Source organism: Actinacidiphila glaucinigra, from assembly GCF_035918135.1.
Taxonomy (GTDB): Bacteria; Actinomycetota; Actinomycetes; order Streptomycetales; family Streptomycetaceae; genus Actinacidiphila; species Actinacidiphila glaucinigra.
Genome location: NZ_CP109144.1, coordinates 2,133,283 through 2,148,005 on the forward strand (window position 1 = coordinate 2,133,283; position 14,723 = coordinate 2,148,005).

General features: G+C 73.4%; 12 protein-coding genes. 7 read left to right on the forward strand and 5 right to left on the reverse strand.

The window, feature by feature from the left end; all coding sequences use genetic code 11:
- Nucleotides 1–103: 103 nt before the first annotated feature.
- On the reverse strand, nt 104–1,615 hold the full coding sequence (locus OIE69_RS09455; RefSeq protein ID WP_326571500.1) for an NlpC/P60 family protein: 1,512 nt from the start codon (nt 1,613–1,615) through the stop codon (nt 104–106).
- Between the two features lie 235 nt (nt 1,616–1,850).
- Nucleotides 1,851–2,960 (reverse strand): FAD-dependent oxidoreductase, encoded by a 1,110-nt coding sequence (locus OIE69_RS09460; RefSeq protein ID WP_326571501.1) that lies wholly within the window; start codon nt 2,958–2,960, stop codon nt 1,851–1,853.
- Between the two features lie 72 nt (nt 2,961–3,032).
- Here OIE69_RS09460 and OIE69_RS09465 point away from each other — a divergent pair, with 72 nt between their 5' ends.
- Together OIE69_RS09465 and OIE69_RS09470 are read left to right on the forward strand one after the other, a co-directional pair.
- Nucleotides 3,033–3,713: a TetR/AcrR family transcriptional regulator gene (locus tag OIE69_RS09465; protein ID WP_326571502.1), complete on the forward strand. Its 681-nt coding sequence runs from the start codon at nt 3,033–3,035 to the stop codon at nt 3,711–3,713.
- A gap of 206 nt (nt 3,714–3,919) precedes the next feature.
- Nucleotides 3,920–4,459: a GNAT family N-acetyltransferase gene (locus OIE69_RS09470; protein ID WP_326571503.1), complete on the forward strand. Its 540-nt coding sequence runs from the start codon at nt 3,920–3,922 to the stop codon at nt 4,457–4,459.
- Nucleotides 4,460–4,487: 28 nt separating this feature from the next.
- Here OIE69_RS09470 and OIE69_RS09475 read toward each other — a convergent pair whose 3' ends face one another.
- Entirely contained in the window at nt 4,488–5,066 is a 579-nt protein-coding gene (locus OIE69_RS09475; protein ID WP_326571504.1) for a TetR/AcrR family transcriptional regulator, read from the reverse strand.
- 308 nt (nt 5,067–5,374) lie between these two features.
- Here OIE69_RS09475 and OIE69_RS09480 point away from each other — a divergent pair, with 308 nt between their 5' ends.
- Nucleotides 5,375–6,823 (forward strand): MFS transporter, encoded by a 1,449-nt coding sequence (locus tag OIE69_RS09480; protein WP_326571505.1) that lies wholly within the window; start codon nt 5,375–5,377, stop codon nt 6,821–6,823.
- 507 nt (nt 6,824–7,330) lie between these two features.
- Here the strand turns inward: OIE69_RS09480 and OIE69_RS09485 are convergent.
- On the reverse strand, nt 7,331–8,608 hold the full coding sequence (locus OIE69_RS09485; RefSeq protein WP_326571506.1) for a nucleotidyl transferase AbiEii/AbiGii toxin family protein: 1,278 nt from the start codon (nt 8,606–8,608) through the stop codon (nt 7,331–7,333).
- A gap of 149 nt (nt 8,609–8,757) precedes the next feature.
- Here OIE69_RS09485 and OIE69_RS09490 point away from each other — a divergent pair, with 149 nt between their 5' ends.
- The 4 genes from OIE69_RS09490 (at nt 8,758) to OIE69_RS09505 (ending at nt 13,788) form a co-directional block, all read left to right on the forward strand.
- The gene (locus tag OIE69_RS09490; protein WP_326571507.1) at nt 8,758–9,660 is read left to right on the forward strand and encodes a metallophosphoesterase family protein; all 903 of its coding nucleotides are present in this window, start codon (nt 8,758–8,760) and stop codon (nt 9,658–9,660) included.
- Between the two features lie 293 nt (nt 9,661–9,953).
- Nucleotides 9,954–11,870: an alkaline phosphatase family protein gene (locus OIE69_RS09495; protein WP_326571508.1), complete on the forward strand. Its 1,917-nt coding sequence runs from the start codon at nt 9,954–9,956 to the stop codon at nt 11,868–11,870.
- Nucleotides 11,871–12,110: 240 nt separating this feature from the next.
- Nucleotides 12,111–12,875, forward strand: coding sequence for an alpha/beta hydrolase (locus OIE69_RS09500; RefSeq protein WP_326571509.1), 765 nt, complete (start codon nt 12,111–12,113; stop codon nt 12,873–12,875).
- A 52-nt stretch (nt 12,876–12,927) separates the two neighbouring features.
- Nucleotides 12,928–13,788: an alpha/beta fold hydrolase gene (locus OIE69_RS09505; protein ID WP_326571510.1), complete on the forward strand. Its 861-nt coding sequence runs from the start codon at nt 12,928–12,930 to the stop codon at nt 13,786–13,788.
- Here OIE69_RS09505 and OIE69_RS09510 read toward each other — a convergent pair.
- Nucleotides 13,783–14,676: a class I SAM-dependent methyltransferase gene (locus OIE69_RS09510; RefSeq protein WP_326571511.1), complete on the reverse strand. Its 894-nt coding sequence runs from the start codon at nt 14,674–14,676 to the stop codon at nt 13,783–13,785. The two genes, OIE69_RS09505 and OIE69_RS09510, sit on opposite strands and share 6 nt — an antisense overlap.
- Between the last annotated feature and the right edge of the window lie 47 nt (nt 14,677–14,723).

Genomic DNA, 14,723 nt, shown 5'->3' on the forward strand with positions numbered 1-14,723 from the left:
GCGGGAGAGGGGGTGCGCACGGTCGAGAAATGGCCACGGGCCGGCGGGCCCCACCGCCCCCGTGAGCGGTGGGACCACGCCGGCCGTGGCGGACCGGGGTCGCTCAGATCGCGCCGCCCGGGGCGCCGCAGCTCGGCACGCCCGACAACCAGGCGTCGCCGCGCATGTAGATGTTGCTGATCCAGCCCTGGTACTCCGGCAGGTACGACCAGGCGTCGTTGGTGTAGCCCTCGGCCGTCACCGACTCCGCGTGCTTCTGGCAGGACACCGCGACGTTGGTCGGACCGGCGAGCCGGACCACCACGGCGGACCCGGTGGCCGGATAGGCGTGGACCGCCACGCCGGTGCCCCAGGTGCTGTACGGGCTCGCGCCGGCCGGCGTGGAGGTGCCCTTGCCGTCGCAGGCGGGGATCCCGGCCAGCCAGGCGTCGCCACGCATGTAGATGTTGGTGATCCAGCCGCCGTACTGCGGCAGGTAGGACCAGGCGTCGTTGGTGTACCCCTCGGACGTCACGGTCTGCGCGTGCGTCTGGCAGCTGACGGCGACGTTCGTCGGGCCGGCCAGCCGGGCCACCGTGGTGCCGGTGGTCGTGGACGGCTCGGAGCGGACCGCCACGCCGGTGCCCCAGGTGCTGTAGGCGCCGCCCTGTGTGACACCGCCGCCGCCCCCGGAACCGGTCTGCGGGTCGTAGGCGGAGCCGGTGCAGGTGGGCACCTCGGGCAGCCAGGCGGGCCCTCTCAGGTAGATGTTGCTGATCCAGCCGCCGCGGTTGGACAGGTACGTCCAGGCGTCGTTGGTGTAGCCCTCGGCGGTGACGGACTCCCCGTGCTGCTGGCAGGTGGCGTACACCAGGTCCGGCCCGGAGAGCCGGGTCACCAGCGCCGCCGTCGCGTTGGGGTGCTGCCGCACCGCCACGTCGGTGCCCCAGGTCACCTGGAGGGTGCCGTCGTAGCCGGGCGGCTCGGTGAAGGGGCCGCCCTGCGGCATGCGCGCCACCCCGACCAGGCGGTTGTTGTCGATGCGCGCGTTGATGTCGATCACCCGCATGGGGCGCTGCGACTGGTACGCCTCCACGACGTACCCGTCGCCGAGGTAGAGCATCACGTGGCTGATGCTGTCGACCGTGCCGCCGATCCCGGTGAAGACGATGTCCCCGGGCTGCAGGTCGGAGACGGCCGGCTTGCCGCCGCCGCTGCCGTGGACCGCCTGGTAGGTGCGCCCGGCGCTCCGGTACATCGCCTCGGCGGTGCCGCCGCCGAGGATGTCCCACCCGACGGCCTTGTACCAGGCCCAGCGGACGAACCCCGAGCAGTCGAAGCCGCGGGTGTACGGGTCGTTCCAGGTCTCTTCCAGGTCGTGGATGTCGATGGTGCCGTAACTGATGCCGGGCGCGGGGCCGTGCCCGCCGCCCCACGTGTACAGCGTGCGGTTGCGCCACTCCTGGCAGGCCGCGTCCACGGCCCGGTGCGCCTCGTCGGAGGCGATGCCCTGCAGGCTGCACCAGTTCTGCTCCCCGGTCCCGGCCGCGCGGGCGGCGGCGGCCGGGACGAGCGCGAGGAGCAGGGCGGTCACCACGGCGGCGACCAGCCCGCCTCCCCAGCGTCGTGCTCTCATGCGGTCTTCCCCCCAGGACGGGGCGGCGCCCGGCGCCGCCCTCGGTCGCGTGTCGGCCCTCACGGTGACCCCTGACGGACCGCCGGCACCAGGGGTTTCCCGTTTCCTCTTCGCCTACCGGCCGGAAAACCCCTGGTGGGCGGGGTCGGCCGCGCCGGACCGACCGGATCTCGGGGAGGCGCTGTCCGAACGCCCGGAGGGCGGCCGGGCCGTACAACCGCGCATGCGGTCGCGTTCAGCCGCGTTGGAAGAACGCGAGCATCTTCTTGCCGGCGTCCGGCGACATCAGCAGTTCCTGGATGTCCGCGGACATCCGGGCGGCAGCACCGGTGCGTTCGAACATCTCGCGCTCGTACTCCCTGACGGCGGCGGGGAAGTCGTCCGGGTGCGCGGCCAGCGCGAGACCGAGCAAGGCGCCGTCGAGCAGCGCCATGTTGGCGCCCTCCCCCACCGGCGGCATCAGGTGCGCGGCATCGCCGACCAGCGTGACGTCCGGCGTCGACGGCCAGGTCAGGCCGACCGGGAGGGTGCTGATCGACCTCGGGACGACCGTGTCGTCGCAGGCCGCGATCAGCGCGGTGAACCGCGGGTCCCAGCCGGGGAGCAGGTCGATCAGCCGCGCCCGCGCGGCGGCCGGGTCGTCGAACGGGATCCCGATGGTGGCGAACCAGTCCTCGGGGGTGTTGTAGAAACTGAGGCCGATGCGGACGCGACCGTTGCCGTTGCGCTGCGCCGCCAGGGACAGTCCGTTGCCGAGCACCCAGTAGTTGCCGCGCCCGACCATCGCCGCGAGGTCGGGGTGCGTGCGGTCGATGTCGGGGATGCCGACCTCGACGACGTTCTGGCCTATGTGCGCCGGGCGGGCGTCGGTGAGCAGCGGGCGGACGCGGGACTGCGCGCCGTCCGCGCCGACCAGCAGGTCATACGTCGCGCTGCTGCCGTCGGCGAAGTGCAGCAGGCCGTTGTCGGCGGACGTGAACGCGTGCCCCCAGCGCACCACGTCGTCGGGGAGGGAATCCAGCAGCAGGTCGCGCAGGTCGGCGCGGTCGACCTCGGGTCGCGCGAGCGGGGCGTCGTCGGGCGTGTCCTCCTGGAGCAGCAGGGTGCCGTCCGGCTCGAGAAGACGCATGTCCTGGCCTTCACCACGGGCGATCGCGTGGAACCGGTCGATCAGACCGGCCTCGCGCAGCGCCCGCTGGCCGGAGTGGATGTCGAGCATGCCGCCCTGACCGCGCGCACCGCGTGACGACTCTCGTTCGTACACGACGCAATCCATGCCGTTCACGTGCAGCACACGGGCGAGAGCCAGGCCGCCGAGGCCGGCTCCGACGATGGCGATGGTCATGGCCGCTTCTCCTTCGATACACCGTACTGACCGATACACTGTATCGGTCCGAGGCGATGTATGGTGAGCGGCATGTTGGTGTGGGAGAGGCCGGAGCCACCAAATCGACCTGTGCCGGCCCCGTTGAGCCGGGAGCGGATCGTGCGGGCGGCGGTCCAACTGGCTGACGCGGAGGGCCTGGACGCGGTGTCGCTGCGCAAGGTCGCCACCGCGCTGGACGTCCGTCCGATGCGGCTGTACGGCTACATCGCGAGCAAGGAGGAGTTGCTCGACCTCATGGTCGACGCCGTCCACGCCGAGATCCGGCCGGCCGGGGACGGCTGGCGGGAGGTGCTCCGGTCCCTTGCCGAAGCCACCCGGCACGCCGCCCACGAGCACGAATGGCTCGCCGACCTCCTGGGTGGCCGACCCCAGCTCGGGCCGCACGCGCTGGCCAGTGGGGAGACCGTGGTGGCCGCACTGGGCGGGGTCGACGTGGACGCCGTCATGCCGGTGGTCGCCGCGGTCAACGCGTACGCGATCGGCGCGGTGCGCCGTGAGGTCGCCGAGCGGCGCGCGGAGCGGGCCACCGGGATGGACGAGGCGCGTTGGCAGGCCTCACTGGGGCCCTATCTGGAGCGGACGTTCGCCACCGGCCGATTCCCCGCGCTGGCCACGGTGGTGCGCGATGCCGCCCACCTGGACGCCGACCACACCTTCCGGATCGGCCTCGACTTCCTGCTCGACGGCATCGAGGCCCGCATCTCGAGGTGACGCGCGGCCGGAGCGGGTCCGTGCAGGGCGTGGGTTCACGTGTGGGTCGTGTGCACGAAGTCCTCCGGGAATGCGGTGGATTGCCCGCACGGGGGAGCCGCTGCCCGCGTCGCGGCGGGTACTTGTCCTGATCTCGCCGTACGGGTGCCGCTCCCGGGCGACCGGGCCGCCGCCGCGCGACGGGCGGCCTGTGGTTGCATTCCCGGGTGGACGAGGCGACGGCAGGTACGGCGATACGGGTCCGGCGGCGGGAGGAGGGCGACCTCGACGCGTGCGCGCGGGTGCTCGCCGCGGTCCACGACCGGGACGGCTACCCGGTCGACTGGCCCGCCGCACCAGCCGCGTGGATCTCCGGGGCGGCATCCCTCGCCGCGTGGGTCGCCGAGTCGGACGGTGTCGTCGTGGGTCACGTCGCCCTCGGGGCGGGCAGCGGGAGCGACGCCGCGCCGGGGCTGTGGAGCGCGCGCGAGGGCGCGGCCGCCGGACCGACCGCGGTCGTGGGCCGGCTGTTCGTCGCGCCGGGGGCCCGCGGCCACGGCATCGGCGCCCTGCTGATGGCCGCGGCCGTCGAGGAGGCGCGGCTGCGCGGCCTGCACCCGGTGCTCGACGTCGTCGCGTCGGACACGGCCGCGGCCGCCCTGTACGAGCGGCTGGGATGGACGCTGCTGGCCACCGTCGAGCAGCGGTGGGGCCCGGACCGGCGGGTGGCCGTCCGCGCCTACGCCGCGCCGCGGCCGGGCGGCTGACCGGCGCGTGCGGCGCGTGCGGCGCGGTTCAGCGGTTCGCGCGGACCCCGTCGAGGGCGACGCCGAGGATGCGGTCGCGCTGGGCGTCGTCCGGGAAGTAGGTTCCGGAGATACCGGAGACCATGCGGAGCAGGTCGTCGAAGGAGATGTCGCCGCGGACCTCGCCGGCCTGCTGGGCGCGGTCGAAGAGCGGGTCGCCGGCCTGGAACATGGAGTCGCGGCAGGCCAGGAAGACGTCGGACTCGTTGTTGAGGGCCTCGCGGATGGCCCGCTTGGTCACGGTGTAGGCGACGAAGCGGCCCAGCCAGGAGGTGAGCGCGTCCCACGGCTCGCGGTCGGCGACCTCCTGGGCGACCCGGCACAGGTCGTTGACCTCGTCCGCATAGACGGACTCGAAGAGGTGCCGGCGGGTGGGGAAGTTCCGGTAGAGCGTGGCGATGCCCACGCCCGCGCGGCGGGCGACGTCCTCCAGTGAGGCCTCGGCGCCGTTCTCCGCGAAGGCCTCGCGGGCGGCCGCCAGCAGGGCGTCGTAGTTGCGCGCCGCGTCCTTTCGGTGCGGGCGCTGGGACGCGACGATCGCGCTGACGGGGAACGTGTCGGCCGTCACTGCTGCCTCCTGACCGGAACATTTGAAGTGGAGGGTGGCCTCCGCTACAGTGGAGGCATACCTCCACTTTACCAGTCGGGGTGTGGTTCCCTTCGCCGCGTGCCGAGCACGCGACGGTACGGCGTACGCATCCCGGTGTGACCCAGTGTGACCCCTTCCACGGGCCCTGCGCCGACGCATCGCCCGTCCCCCCGGCTTTCCCCGGCGGCCGCCGCGCGCGGTCACCGTTCCCCAGGCTGCCCACGCGGCCCGTACGACCACGGCCGGACGACCCGGCCACGTCCCGTTCGGAATCGGAGAGGCTTTTCATGCCAAGGAAGTCCACCCGCCTCACCTTCGCGGTCCTCGCGACCGGTGCGGGCGTGTTCTCCATGCTCCAGTCGCTGATCGCGCCGGCCCTGCCGACCGTCCAGCACGCCATGCACACCTCGCAGTCCACCGTGACCTGGGTGATGACGGCCTACCTGCTGTCCGCCTCGGTCTTCACCCCCATCCTCGGCCGGGTCGGCGACCTGATCGGCAAGAAGCGCACCCTCGTCGCCGTCCTGGTGACCCTGACGCTGGGCTGCCTGCTCGCCGCGCTCGCGCCGTCCATCGGCGTCCTGATCATCGCCCGCGTCATCCAGGGCATCGGCGGCGCGCTCTTCCCGCTGTCCTTCGGGATCATCCGGGACGAGTTCACCGCGAGCCGGGTGAGCCCGAGCATCAGCAACCTCTCCGCCGTGATCGCCGCGGGCGGCGGCGTCGGCATCGTGGCCGCCGGCCCGATCGTCTCGGCGCTCGACTACCGCTGGTTGTTCTGGCTGCCCGTCGCCGTCGTCGCGATCACCGCGCTGATCGCCTTCCGCTACGTGCCCGAGTCCCCGAGCCGGGCCGAGGGACGCGTCAACTGGCTCGGCGCGATCCTCCTGTCGGGCTGGCTCGTGGCGCTGCTGCTGCCGCTCAGCCAGGCCACCCGGTGGGGCTGGACCTCCGGCCGCGCCCTCGGCCTGTTCGCCGCCGCGGTCGTCCTCTTCGCCCTCTGGCTGACGGCCGAGGCCCGTTCCCGCCACCCCCTGATCGACCTGCGCATCATGCGGCTGCGCGCCGTGTGGACGACCAACACCGCCGGCCTGCTCTTCGGCGCGGGCATGTACGCGATCTGGTCCTTCCTCCCCGGCTTCGCCCAGACCCCGAAGGCCGCGGGCTACGGCTTCGGCGCCAGTGTGACGGGGGCCGGCCTGCTGATGCTGCCGATGCTGATCGCGATGTTCCTCTCCGGTGTCCTCAGCGGCCGCCTCGAGCCCGTGGTGGGCGCGAAGCGCCTGCTCACGACCGGTGCCGCGCTGGGGGCGGTGGCCTGCGGCTTCCTCGCGGCCTGGCACGCTCAGCAGTGGCAGGTGGCGTTCGCCGCGGGCATCTTCGGCCTCGGCATCGGCCTCGCCTTCGCCTCCATGGCCAACCTGATCGTGCGCAGCGTCCCGCCGGAGCAGACCGGCGCCGCGAGCGGTATGAACGCCAACATCCGCACCATCGGCGGATCCATCGGCGCGGCGGTCACCAGCGTCCTGGTCACCAGCCGGCTCCAGCCCTCCGGCCTCCCCTACGCCTCCGGCTACACCCACGCGTTCGGGCTGCTGGCCGTGCTGTGCCTGGCGGCGGCCCTGGCCGCCCTCCTCGTCCCGGTCCACCGGGCGGCCACCGCCCGCCACTCCGCGGGCGGCCCCGCAGCGGCCCCGGCGGAAGCCGAAGCGGTCGCGTCGGCCGCCCGCGGCTGACCTCCGGCACTCCGGCACGGGTGCGGCGCCCCCTCAAGGGCCGCCGCACCCGCCCGCCTTTCCCACGCTGCCGTGGCCGCCCGCCGACCACGGCAGCGCCGTGCCCGGCGGCGGCAGGAGCGGTGAGGTCGGGCGCACGCGGCTGACCCCCGCCAGGACGCACCCTGCGCAACTTGCCGCGCCCGCCACACCGCGGCCGACCTCGCGAGGGCCGCCGCACCCGCCGCGTCCGCCATCACCGCGGACGGCGCCCCCAACCCTCCGGCCGCACCCGTGCTTTCGATCGCCGTCGGCGTCGAGCCGACCGCGGCGGACGCCCCGACGGCGCCTGGACGCACCGCGTGCGGGCGCGGCCGACCTCGCGAAGGTCACCGCACCTGCCCACACGGCGCCGTCATTCCGCGGCCGACAAAGGTGCTCCTGCGCCCGCAAGTGCCCTGCCCCGGCGTCGGACACCAGCCGCCGGAACCCTCCGGCCGCGGCGCCGGCCCCGGCCGGAGGCCGCCGTCACTCCCCCGGCTCCTCCAAGTGCTCCCGGCGCCACTGCGGATGCCGCTCGTAGATCTTCACCCACGGGGACCAGGCCGGGTCGGCCAGCATGATCTCGAGGGCGTCCTCGGGGCCGCACCGGCCGGGCCCGAGCACGTGCCGGGTCATGACGACGGCGACCGGCGGGCCCGCCTCCGCTGCCAGCCGCTTCTGCAGACCCGTCATGCCCTCGCGCTCGTGGACCTCGCGGTACTCGGCGAGCCAGGGCGCCATCCACCAGGCCCGCAACGCGGCGCCCTGCGGGGCGCCCTCGAACGTCGGGGCCAGTGCGTCGGTCAGGCGGCGGCCGTACGGCGCCGCGTCGCCGCCGAGTCGGGGGTACTCGGCCGCGAAGTGCCGCCACTCCCTCGCCGGCACCGGTTCGCCGAGCCTGTCCGCGGTGACGGGCCGCAGCGCGTACGAGCCCTCCGCGTCGAGGAAGACGTCGCGCAGCACCTCGTATCGCAGCCGGCAGGACTCGGCGAGCAGCACCGCGTCGTACAGGTCCTTGCCCTGCGGGTACCGGTCGCTGACCAGCCACATCAGCTTCCACGCCAGCGACAGCTCCGGGGAGACCCCGAGCACCACCGCCTCGGGGCCGCCGGCCGCCAGGGCGGGGAGCCGGACCGGCTCCGGCGGCGTGGGCAGCCGTTCGTTGAAGACGACGTCGATCTGGACGATCCCGCCGGGCAGCCCGTCCGCCGTCCACGGCAGGACGAGGCGGCGTCCGGGCACCCGCTCGTACGTCCAGATGTCCTCGGCGATCGCGTCCTCCGCCGAGATCCGCACCGGCCCGGACGCGGAGACGTGCCCGGCCGCGCGGGCGATGCCGTCGAACATCGCCTTCGTTCGCGGCTCCTCGATCCGCCATTCCCGGGGCACGACGACGAAGTCCAGGTCGCCGGGCTCCCGGGCGGCGTCCCCGAACCACGCGCGCAGCAGCCTGCTGCCGCGCAGCACCAGGTGCTCCGCCCACGGCGAGTCCGCGACGGCCGCCAGCACGAGGTCCGTCGCCAGGCGACGCGCCTCCACCCACGCGGCCTCCACCTCGGGGTCCGGGAACCGCGGGTCGGCCGCCCGGTAGGCGTTGAAATGCTGCTTGAGCGCCGGGTCGAACACCGGCCGCTGCACGGCCCGCCGGTCCTGTACGGCCCGCAGCGTCAACGGCACCCCTCGTTGCAGGCGTTGCCCGTCGTCCAGCGGCACCTGCGGCACCTCGGTGGCCCTCCAGTCGAAGTCCTTCCACGACCGCTGCATGACGCTCCCCCTCTCCCTGGGCATCCCTTGCCGGGCCCAGCCTCACGACCGCCGCACCGGCGCGCAACTCCGTTCGGCGGCACCCCGCCCGTCCGTGCGCGGCGCAATGATCGGTGACGGCACGGCGCGAGCCGAGTACCGTACGCGCAATGCGGATCCTGCATCTCTCCGACACCCATCTCGACCGCTTCGGATCACCGAAGGCGGGTGGTGTCAACGCGAGGGAGTCGCTGCGCGGGCTCCTCAACGACCTGGAACCTGTGGCGGACATCGACGTCATCGTCATCAGCGGCGACATCGCCGACGACGGATCGCTGGACGCGTACCTCTCCGTGCGCGACATCGTCCGGGACTTCGCCCTGCGCCGACGGGCGCCGGTGTTCTACAGCACCGGCAACCACGACGAGCGGCGGGCCTTCGCGCGGGCGCTGGGCAGCGGGCACCTGCGCCCGGACGGCCGCAACCACGCACGGGCGATGCTCACCTCGCCCGCCGGGGAGCGGGCGGCCGTGAGCATGGTCGACGGGTACCGCTTCATCACCCTCGACTCGCTGGTGCCCGGCATGGGGTACGGCCTGCTCGGCGGAGCGCAGCTCGCCTGGCTGCGGGAGGTCCTGGCCACTCCGGCCCCCATGGGCAGTGTGCTGGTGCTGCACCATCCGCCGATCGCGCTCGACGTCGAAGTGCAGCACGCGCTGGGACTGCGCAACCCCGGCGACCTGGCCGACGCGATCCGCGGCACGGACGTGCGGCTGATCCTCTGCGGCCATTTCCACCTCCAGCTGTCCGGGCACCTGGAGTCGGTGCCGGTGTGCGTGACCTCGGGGGTCGTCGGCCGGGTCGACCTGACCGCGCCGCCCGGCACCGAGCGCGCCGTCCGGGGAGCCTCGGCCACCCTGGTGCAGATCGGGCCCCACGGCGGGCCGTTGTTGCACACCCTGCACGCGCGCGACCCGAGGGCGGGCGAGACGATCTACGAGCTCGACCGGGAGCAGCTCCGTACGATCATCGACCAGCTCGGCCCCAGCGCCTGGGCCACGCCCGGCAGTTGACTCCCGGGGACACCGGGCCGACCTCAGCGCACGTCGCCGCGTGACCACCCGCCGCGATGCCGATGACGTGCGTGCCGCGCTCGTACCGGCAGCCGGGTGACGCCGGAGGCGACAGCCGGGTGAAACCCTCCCTCTTCCGTAAAGACATGCCCATGCGATGGTCCGCTTTTCCCGACGAACGGGAGGAGGGTGAACCGAGGCGGTCGGCGAGCCGTACAGGCTTGTCAGTGACCCGACCCTCTCCATCCGGGGTCACCGTCCATCACTGTGGCTCGTTCGGAAGGAACTTCGGGGTGTCGCTCTCCAGCGCTCATCAGCGGTCGGCAAAGGACCAGGCGGACTCGACGGAGCAAACGCCCCCAGGTGACGCCCCGGAGGAGGCGGTCGCGGAGCCGGCCCCGGAAGGCGCCACGGAGGCCGCCGGACCCGAGCCGGCCCCCGCGCCCGACGACGAGCCGGACGCGGAACAGGCCCAAGCGGACGACCCCGTCGACCCGGCCCCCGCCGACCCCGGCCCCACCGAACCCGGCCCCACCGAACCGGCCCCCGCCGCGAAGAACGCGCTCACCCGATGGCGGGAGCGACACCCCGACATCACCCGCGCCCTGTCGTGGAGCCTCACGGTCCTCGCCGGCGTCCTGGTGCTCTTCGCCTTCCTGATGCCCGATCGGCTCCCCCAGCTGACCGCGTCCCGCTTCGTCCGCGTCCCGGCGGAGCCGATCCTGCTGGCCGCCCTGCTGCTCGTGCTGCCACCGAGGCCGCGGCGCGTGGTGGCGGTGCTCAGCGGGGTCGTCCTCGCCCTGCTGGTCGTCCTCAACTGCGTGGACATGGGCTTCTACCAGACGTTGCAACGGCCGTTCTACCTGCTGTTCGACTGGTCCCTGTTCGCCGACGGGCTGTCGTTCCTGAAGGACTCCGCCGGGGGGACGACCGCGTACGGTGCCCTGGCCGGAGCCCTGCTCGCCGTCCTCGCGCTGGTCGTTCTGATGCCGCTGGCGATCGTGCGGCTCTCCAAGCTGATGGCGCGGCACCCCTCGGTGGCGCGCCGCAGCACCCTGGTGGCCGGCGTGGTCTGGATGACGTGCGCGACGCTCGGCATCCAGGTCTCCGGGCTGAGCGTGGCCGCCAAGGTCGCCGGCCAGCGGGTCCGGGGCCAGGTGGCCATGGTGCAGCAGGGACTGGCCGACCGGAAGGTGTTCGCCGAGGAGGTGGCCAACGACCGCTTCGCGAAGGTGCCGTCGGAGCAGTTGCTGTCCGGGCTGCGGGGCAAGGACGTCATCTTCACGTTCATCGAGAGTTACGGCCGCGGCGCGGTCGAGGACCCGGCGATGGCGCCGGGCGTCGACGCGGTGCTCCGCGACGGCACCCGGCAGCTCGCCGACGCCGGGTTCTCCGCCCGGAGCGGCTGGCTGACCTCGCCCGTCACCGGCGGGGGCAGCTGGCTCGCCCACACCACCTTCCTGTCCGGGCTGTGGGTCCCGGACCAGCAGCGCTACCGCTACGTCAGCTCCAGCGACCGGATGACCCTGACCAGTGCCTTCAAGCGCACCGGCGACTTCCGGACGGTCGGCATGATGCCCGGCGTCACGCGGGCCTGGCCGGAGAGCAAGTTCTTCGGCCTGGACCACGTCCACGACTCACGCACCATGGGCTACCAGGGGCCCAAGTTCGGCTGGTCGCCGGTGCCCGACCAGTACACCCTGTCGGCTTTCGAGCGCCTGGAGCACGGGAAGGCGTCGAACCAGCCGATGATGTCGGAGATCATCCTGACCTCCAGCCACAACCCCTGGGCACCGATCCCCCGCACGATCGGCTGGGACGAGGTCGGCGACGGCTCGGTCTACGACGCCATCCAGAAGGAGGGCAAGGACCGCGAGGACGTCTGGAAGGACGCCGCGCTGGTGCGCCAGGAGTACGGCAAGGCCATCCAGTACTCGCTGACCAACCTCATCGACTTCGTGACGAAATACGGCGACGAGGACACCGTGCTGGTCTTCCTCGGCGACCACCAGCCGGTGTCGACGGTCGTCGGCGTCAACGCCAGCCGGGACGTGCCGGTCGCGATCGTCGCCCACGACCCCAAGGTGCTGGACCAGGTCTCCGACTGGGGCTGGAGCGACGGCCTGCAGCCCGGACACGACGCTCCCGTCTGGCGGATGGACTCCTTCCGCGACCGCTTCCTGAGCGCCTTCACCTCCCCCCAGCCGTGAGGCCCTTCCCGTCGCCCTCCACGCGAGCCGGGGGGGGCGACGGGAGCCGCGGGAAGGCGCCGGGAAAACAGGCTGCCCCACGATCACCGGTCTGATAACGTCACCGCGCAGTAACGACCGAGGAGGTGAGACCCATCAACGCTGTATCAGCACGGGTGCTCCCCTCCCGCACGGCTGCGCGGATCTTCTGACGCAGGTGTCCCCGGGAGTGCCCGAAGGCATCCCGAAAGGCACCGAACCATGCGCTTCCTCTCGGAGACGACCGCCGACGGCGTCTCGGAACACCACTTCGTCCTGGGCGACATCACCGGCGTGCTCTGGTCCCCCGCCGGCGCGGACGGCGACCGCCCGCTGATCCTGCTGGCCCACGGCGGCGGACGGCACAAGAAGGCCCCGGGTCTCCTGGCCCGCGCCCACCACCATGTGACGACCGGGGGCTTCGCGGTCGCCGCCATCGACGCGCCCGGGCACGGCGACCGCCCGCGGACCGCCGACGACGAGGCCGCTGCGGTACGCATCAGGGAGGCGGTGGCCTCGGGCGGGCCCGTCGCCCCGCTCGTCGCGGCCCACAACGCGGCGCTGGCCGCCCGCGCCGTCCCGGAGTGGCGCGCCACACTGGACGCCCTGCTGGAGGACGGCCGCGTCGGCCCGGACGTCCCCATCGGGTTCTGGGGCCTGTCGCTGGGCACCGCCGTCGGCGTGCCGCTCGTCGCCGCCGAACCCCGCATCACCGCCGCGGTGTTCGGGCTGCTCGGCCACGAGTCCCTGGCGGACGCGGCGGCCCGGATCACCGTCCCGGTCCGCTTCCTCCTGCAGTGGGACGACGAGCTGGTGCCGCGGTCGTCGTCGCTGGCCCTCTTCGACGCCTTCGCCTCCCGCGACAGGACGCTCCACGCCAACCCGGGCCGGCACATGGAGCTGCCCAGGTCCGAGGTGGAGAGCGAGCACCGCTTCTTCGCCGGCCGTCTCGCCCGGGCCTCCGGTGCGCGGCAGGCACACCACTGACACCGCGCCCCGGTACCGCGCTTCCCCCAGCACCGCCGAAAGGACCTTCGCCATGCCCTTCTTCCCCTCGTACGACGGCACCGAACTCGCCTACCACGACCTCGGCTCGGGCCGCCCGCTGCTCTGCCTGCCCGGCGGGCCGCAGGACTCCGTGTACCTCGGTGACCTCGGCGGCCTGTCCGCGCACCGGCGGCTGATCAGGCCGGACCTCCGCGGCACCGGCCTGTCCGGGCTGCCGGAGGACCTCGCCTCCTGCCGCTGCGACCGGCTCGTCGACGACGTCGAGGCGCTGCGCCAGCACCTCGGCCTCGACCGGATGGACGTGCTCGCGCACAGCGCCGGGGCGAACATCGCCGCGCAGTACGCGGGCCGCCATCCGGACCGTGTCGGCGGCCTCGTCCTCGTCACGCCGAGCGTCCGGGCCGTCGGGCTTCCCGTCTCGGGCGGCCTCCGGCGCGAGACGGCCCTGCTGCGCCGCGACGAACCGTGGTTCCCGGAGGCCTTCGCGGCCCTGGAGGCGATCGTGGCGGGCGAGGCCACCGCCGAGCGGTGGCAGGCCATCGCGCCGTTCTCCTACGGCCGCTGGGACGATGCGGCGCGGGCCCACCAGGCCGCCGAACGGGAGCAGATGAAGGACGAGGTGGTGGCCGCGTTCGGCGCCGAGGGCGCCTTCGACCCGGACGGCACGCGCGCCGCGCTCGCCCGGCTGACGGCACCGGTCCTGCTGCTGGCCGGGCAGGTCGACCTCGGGGCTCCCCCGGCCACGGTCGCGGAGTTCGCCGGGCTGTTCCCGGACGCCGAGCTCGTCGTCCAGCCCGGCGCCGGGCACTTCCCCTGGCTCGACGACCCGGCCCGCTTCGTGACGGCCGTGGCGGGGTTCCTGGGAGGTGGGGCCGGGGTCAGGGCCTCATGACGTACGGCGGTGGCGGGACGCCCGCACGGCACGGGCCAGGGCCGGCGGGACGAGGTCCTTCGCCAGGCGGCGGACGGCGCGGGCCCGTTCCCTGACCAGGGACGTGCGGCCGTGGAGTGACGCGTGGCGGGAGACCGGCGGAGCCGGGGACTTCGCCTTCGTGCCCCTGATGCGGATCAGGGGCACGCCCGCCACCTGGTCCACGGCGTGCCACAGGTCCTGGCGCGTCCTCAGCCACCGCTGCAGCTCCTCGCCCGCCGGGGCCGGGTCGCCCCAGGTGCCGTAGAGCTTGGTGCCGGTGACCGCGATGGGCTTGAGTCCCACCGTTGCCACCGCCGCCCACACGGCGGCGGCGACGCCCGGGCAGTGCTCGCTGCGGAAGTCGTCGAAGGCCGCGATGCCCTCCGGGACCAGCAGTTCGCGCGCCGCCGTGATGTCGCCGGCGACGTGCTCGTACAGATGCGACGCGTCGACGTGCACGAAGCGGCAGCTGCCGGCGCCGACGTGCGAGGTGATCGCCGAGGTCGGGGCCTGCACCATCGTGGGGAGCCGGTCGTGGAACGACAGGTAATTGGCCTCGAACGCGCGCCGGGTGAGCGTCGCGTACGCCTTGTTCATCTCGGCGCTGTTGGGGTCGTCCACGGCCGGGGAATCCCACAGGTCGCACACCGTGAACCGCTCCCCCTGACGGAGGTAGCCGCCCATGAAGATGGCGCTCTTCCCCATGTAGGCACCGAGTTCCAGCAGGTCACCCCGGTGTTCCCGGTCGCTCTGCCGTCGCAGGAACCAGTCGAAGAGCAATTGGTCGACCGGCCAGAACCAGCCTTCGACATCCGTGAAGCGCTGCGGCCGGGGAATTCCGTCCGCGGTTTCTCCCGAATGTGGCATGAAGTGCTCCCGCTCCCTGGAGGGGTGGTCCGCCGGACTGAACGTGA

Bases quoted from the DNA above. Each gene is read 5' to 3' on its own strand.
- OIE69_RS09505 (WP_326571510.1), top strand. From the start codon at position 12,928: ATGCCCTTCTTCCCCTCGTACGACGGCACCGAACTCGCCTACCACGAC.
- OIE69_RS09485 (WP_326571506.1), bottom strand. From the start codon at position 8,608: ATGCAGCGGTCGTGGAAGGACTTCGACTGGAGGGCCACCGAGGTGCCG.
- OIE69_RS09465 (WP_326571502.1), top strand. From the start codon at position 3,033: ATGTTGGTGTGGGAGAGGCCGGAGCCACCAAATCGACCTGTGCCGGCC.
- OIE69_RS09500 (WP_326571509.1), top strand. From the start codon at position 12,111: ATGCGCTTCCTCTCGGAGACGACCGCCGACGGCGTCTCGGAACACCAC.
- OIE69_RS09490 (WP_326571507.1), top strand. From the start codon at position 8,758: ATGCGGATCCTGCATCTCTCCGACACCCATCTCGACCGCTTCGGATCA.
- OIE69_RS09460 (WP_326571501.1), bottom strand. From the start codon at position 2,960: ATGACCATCGCCATCGTCGGAGCCGGCCTCGGCGGCCTGGCTCTCGCC.
- OIE69_RS09480 (WP_326571505.1), top strand. From the start codon at position 5,375: ATGCCAAGGAAGTCCACCCGCCTCACCTTCGCGGTCCTCGCGACCGGT.
- OIE69_RS09455 (WP_326571500.1), bottom strand. From the start codon at position 1,615: ATGAGAGCACGACGCTGGGGAGGCGGGCTGGTCGCCGCCGTGGTGACC.
- OIE69_RS09510 (WP_326571511.1), bottom strand. From the start codon at position 14,676: ATGCCACATTCGGGAGAAACCGCGGACGGAATTCCCCGGCCGCAGCGC.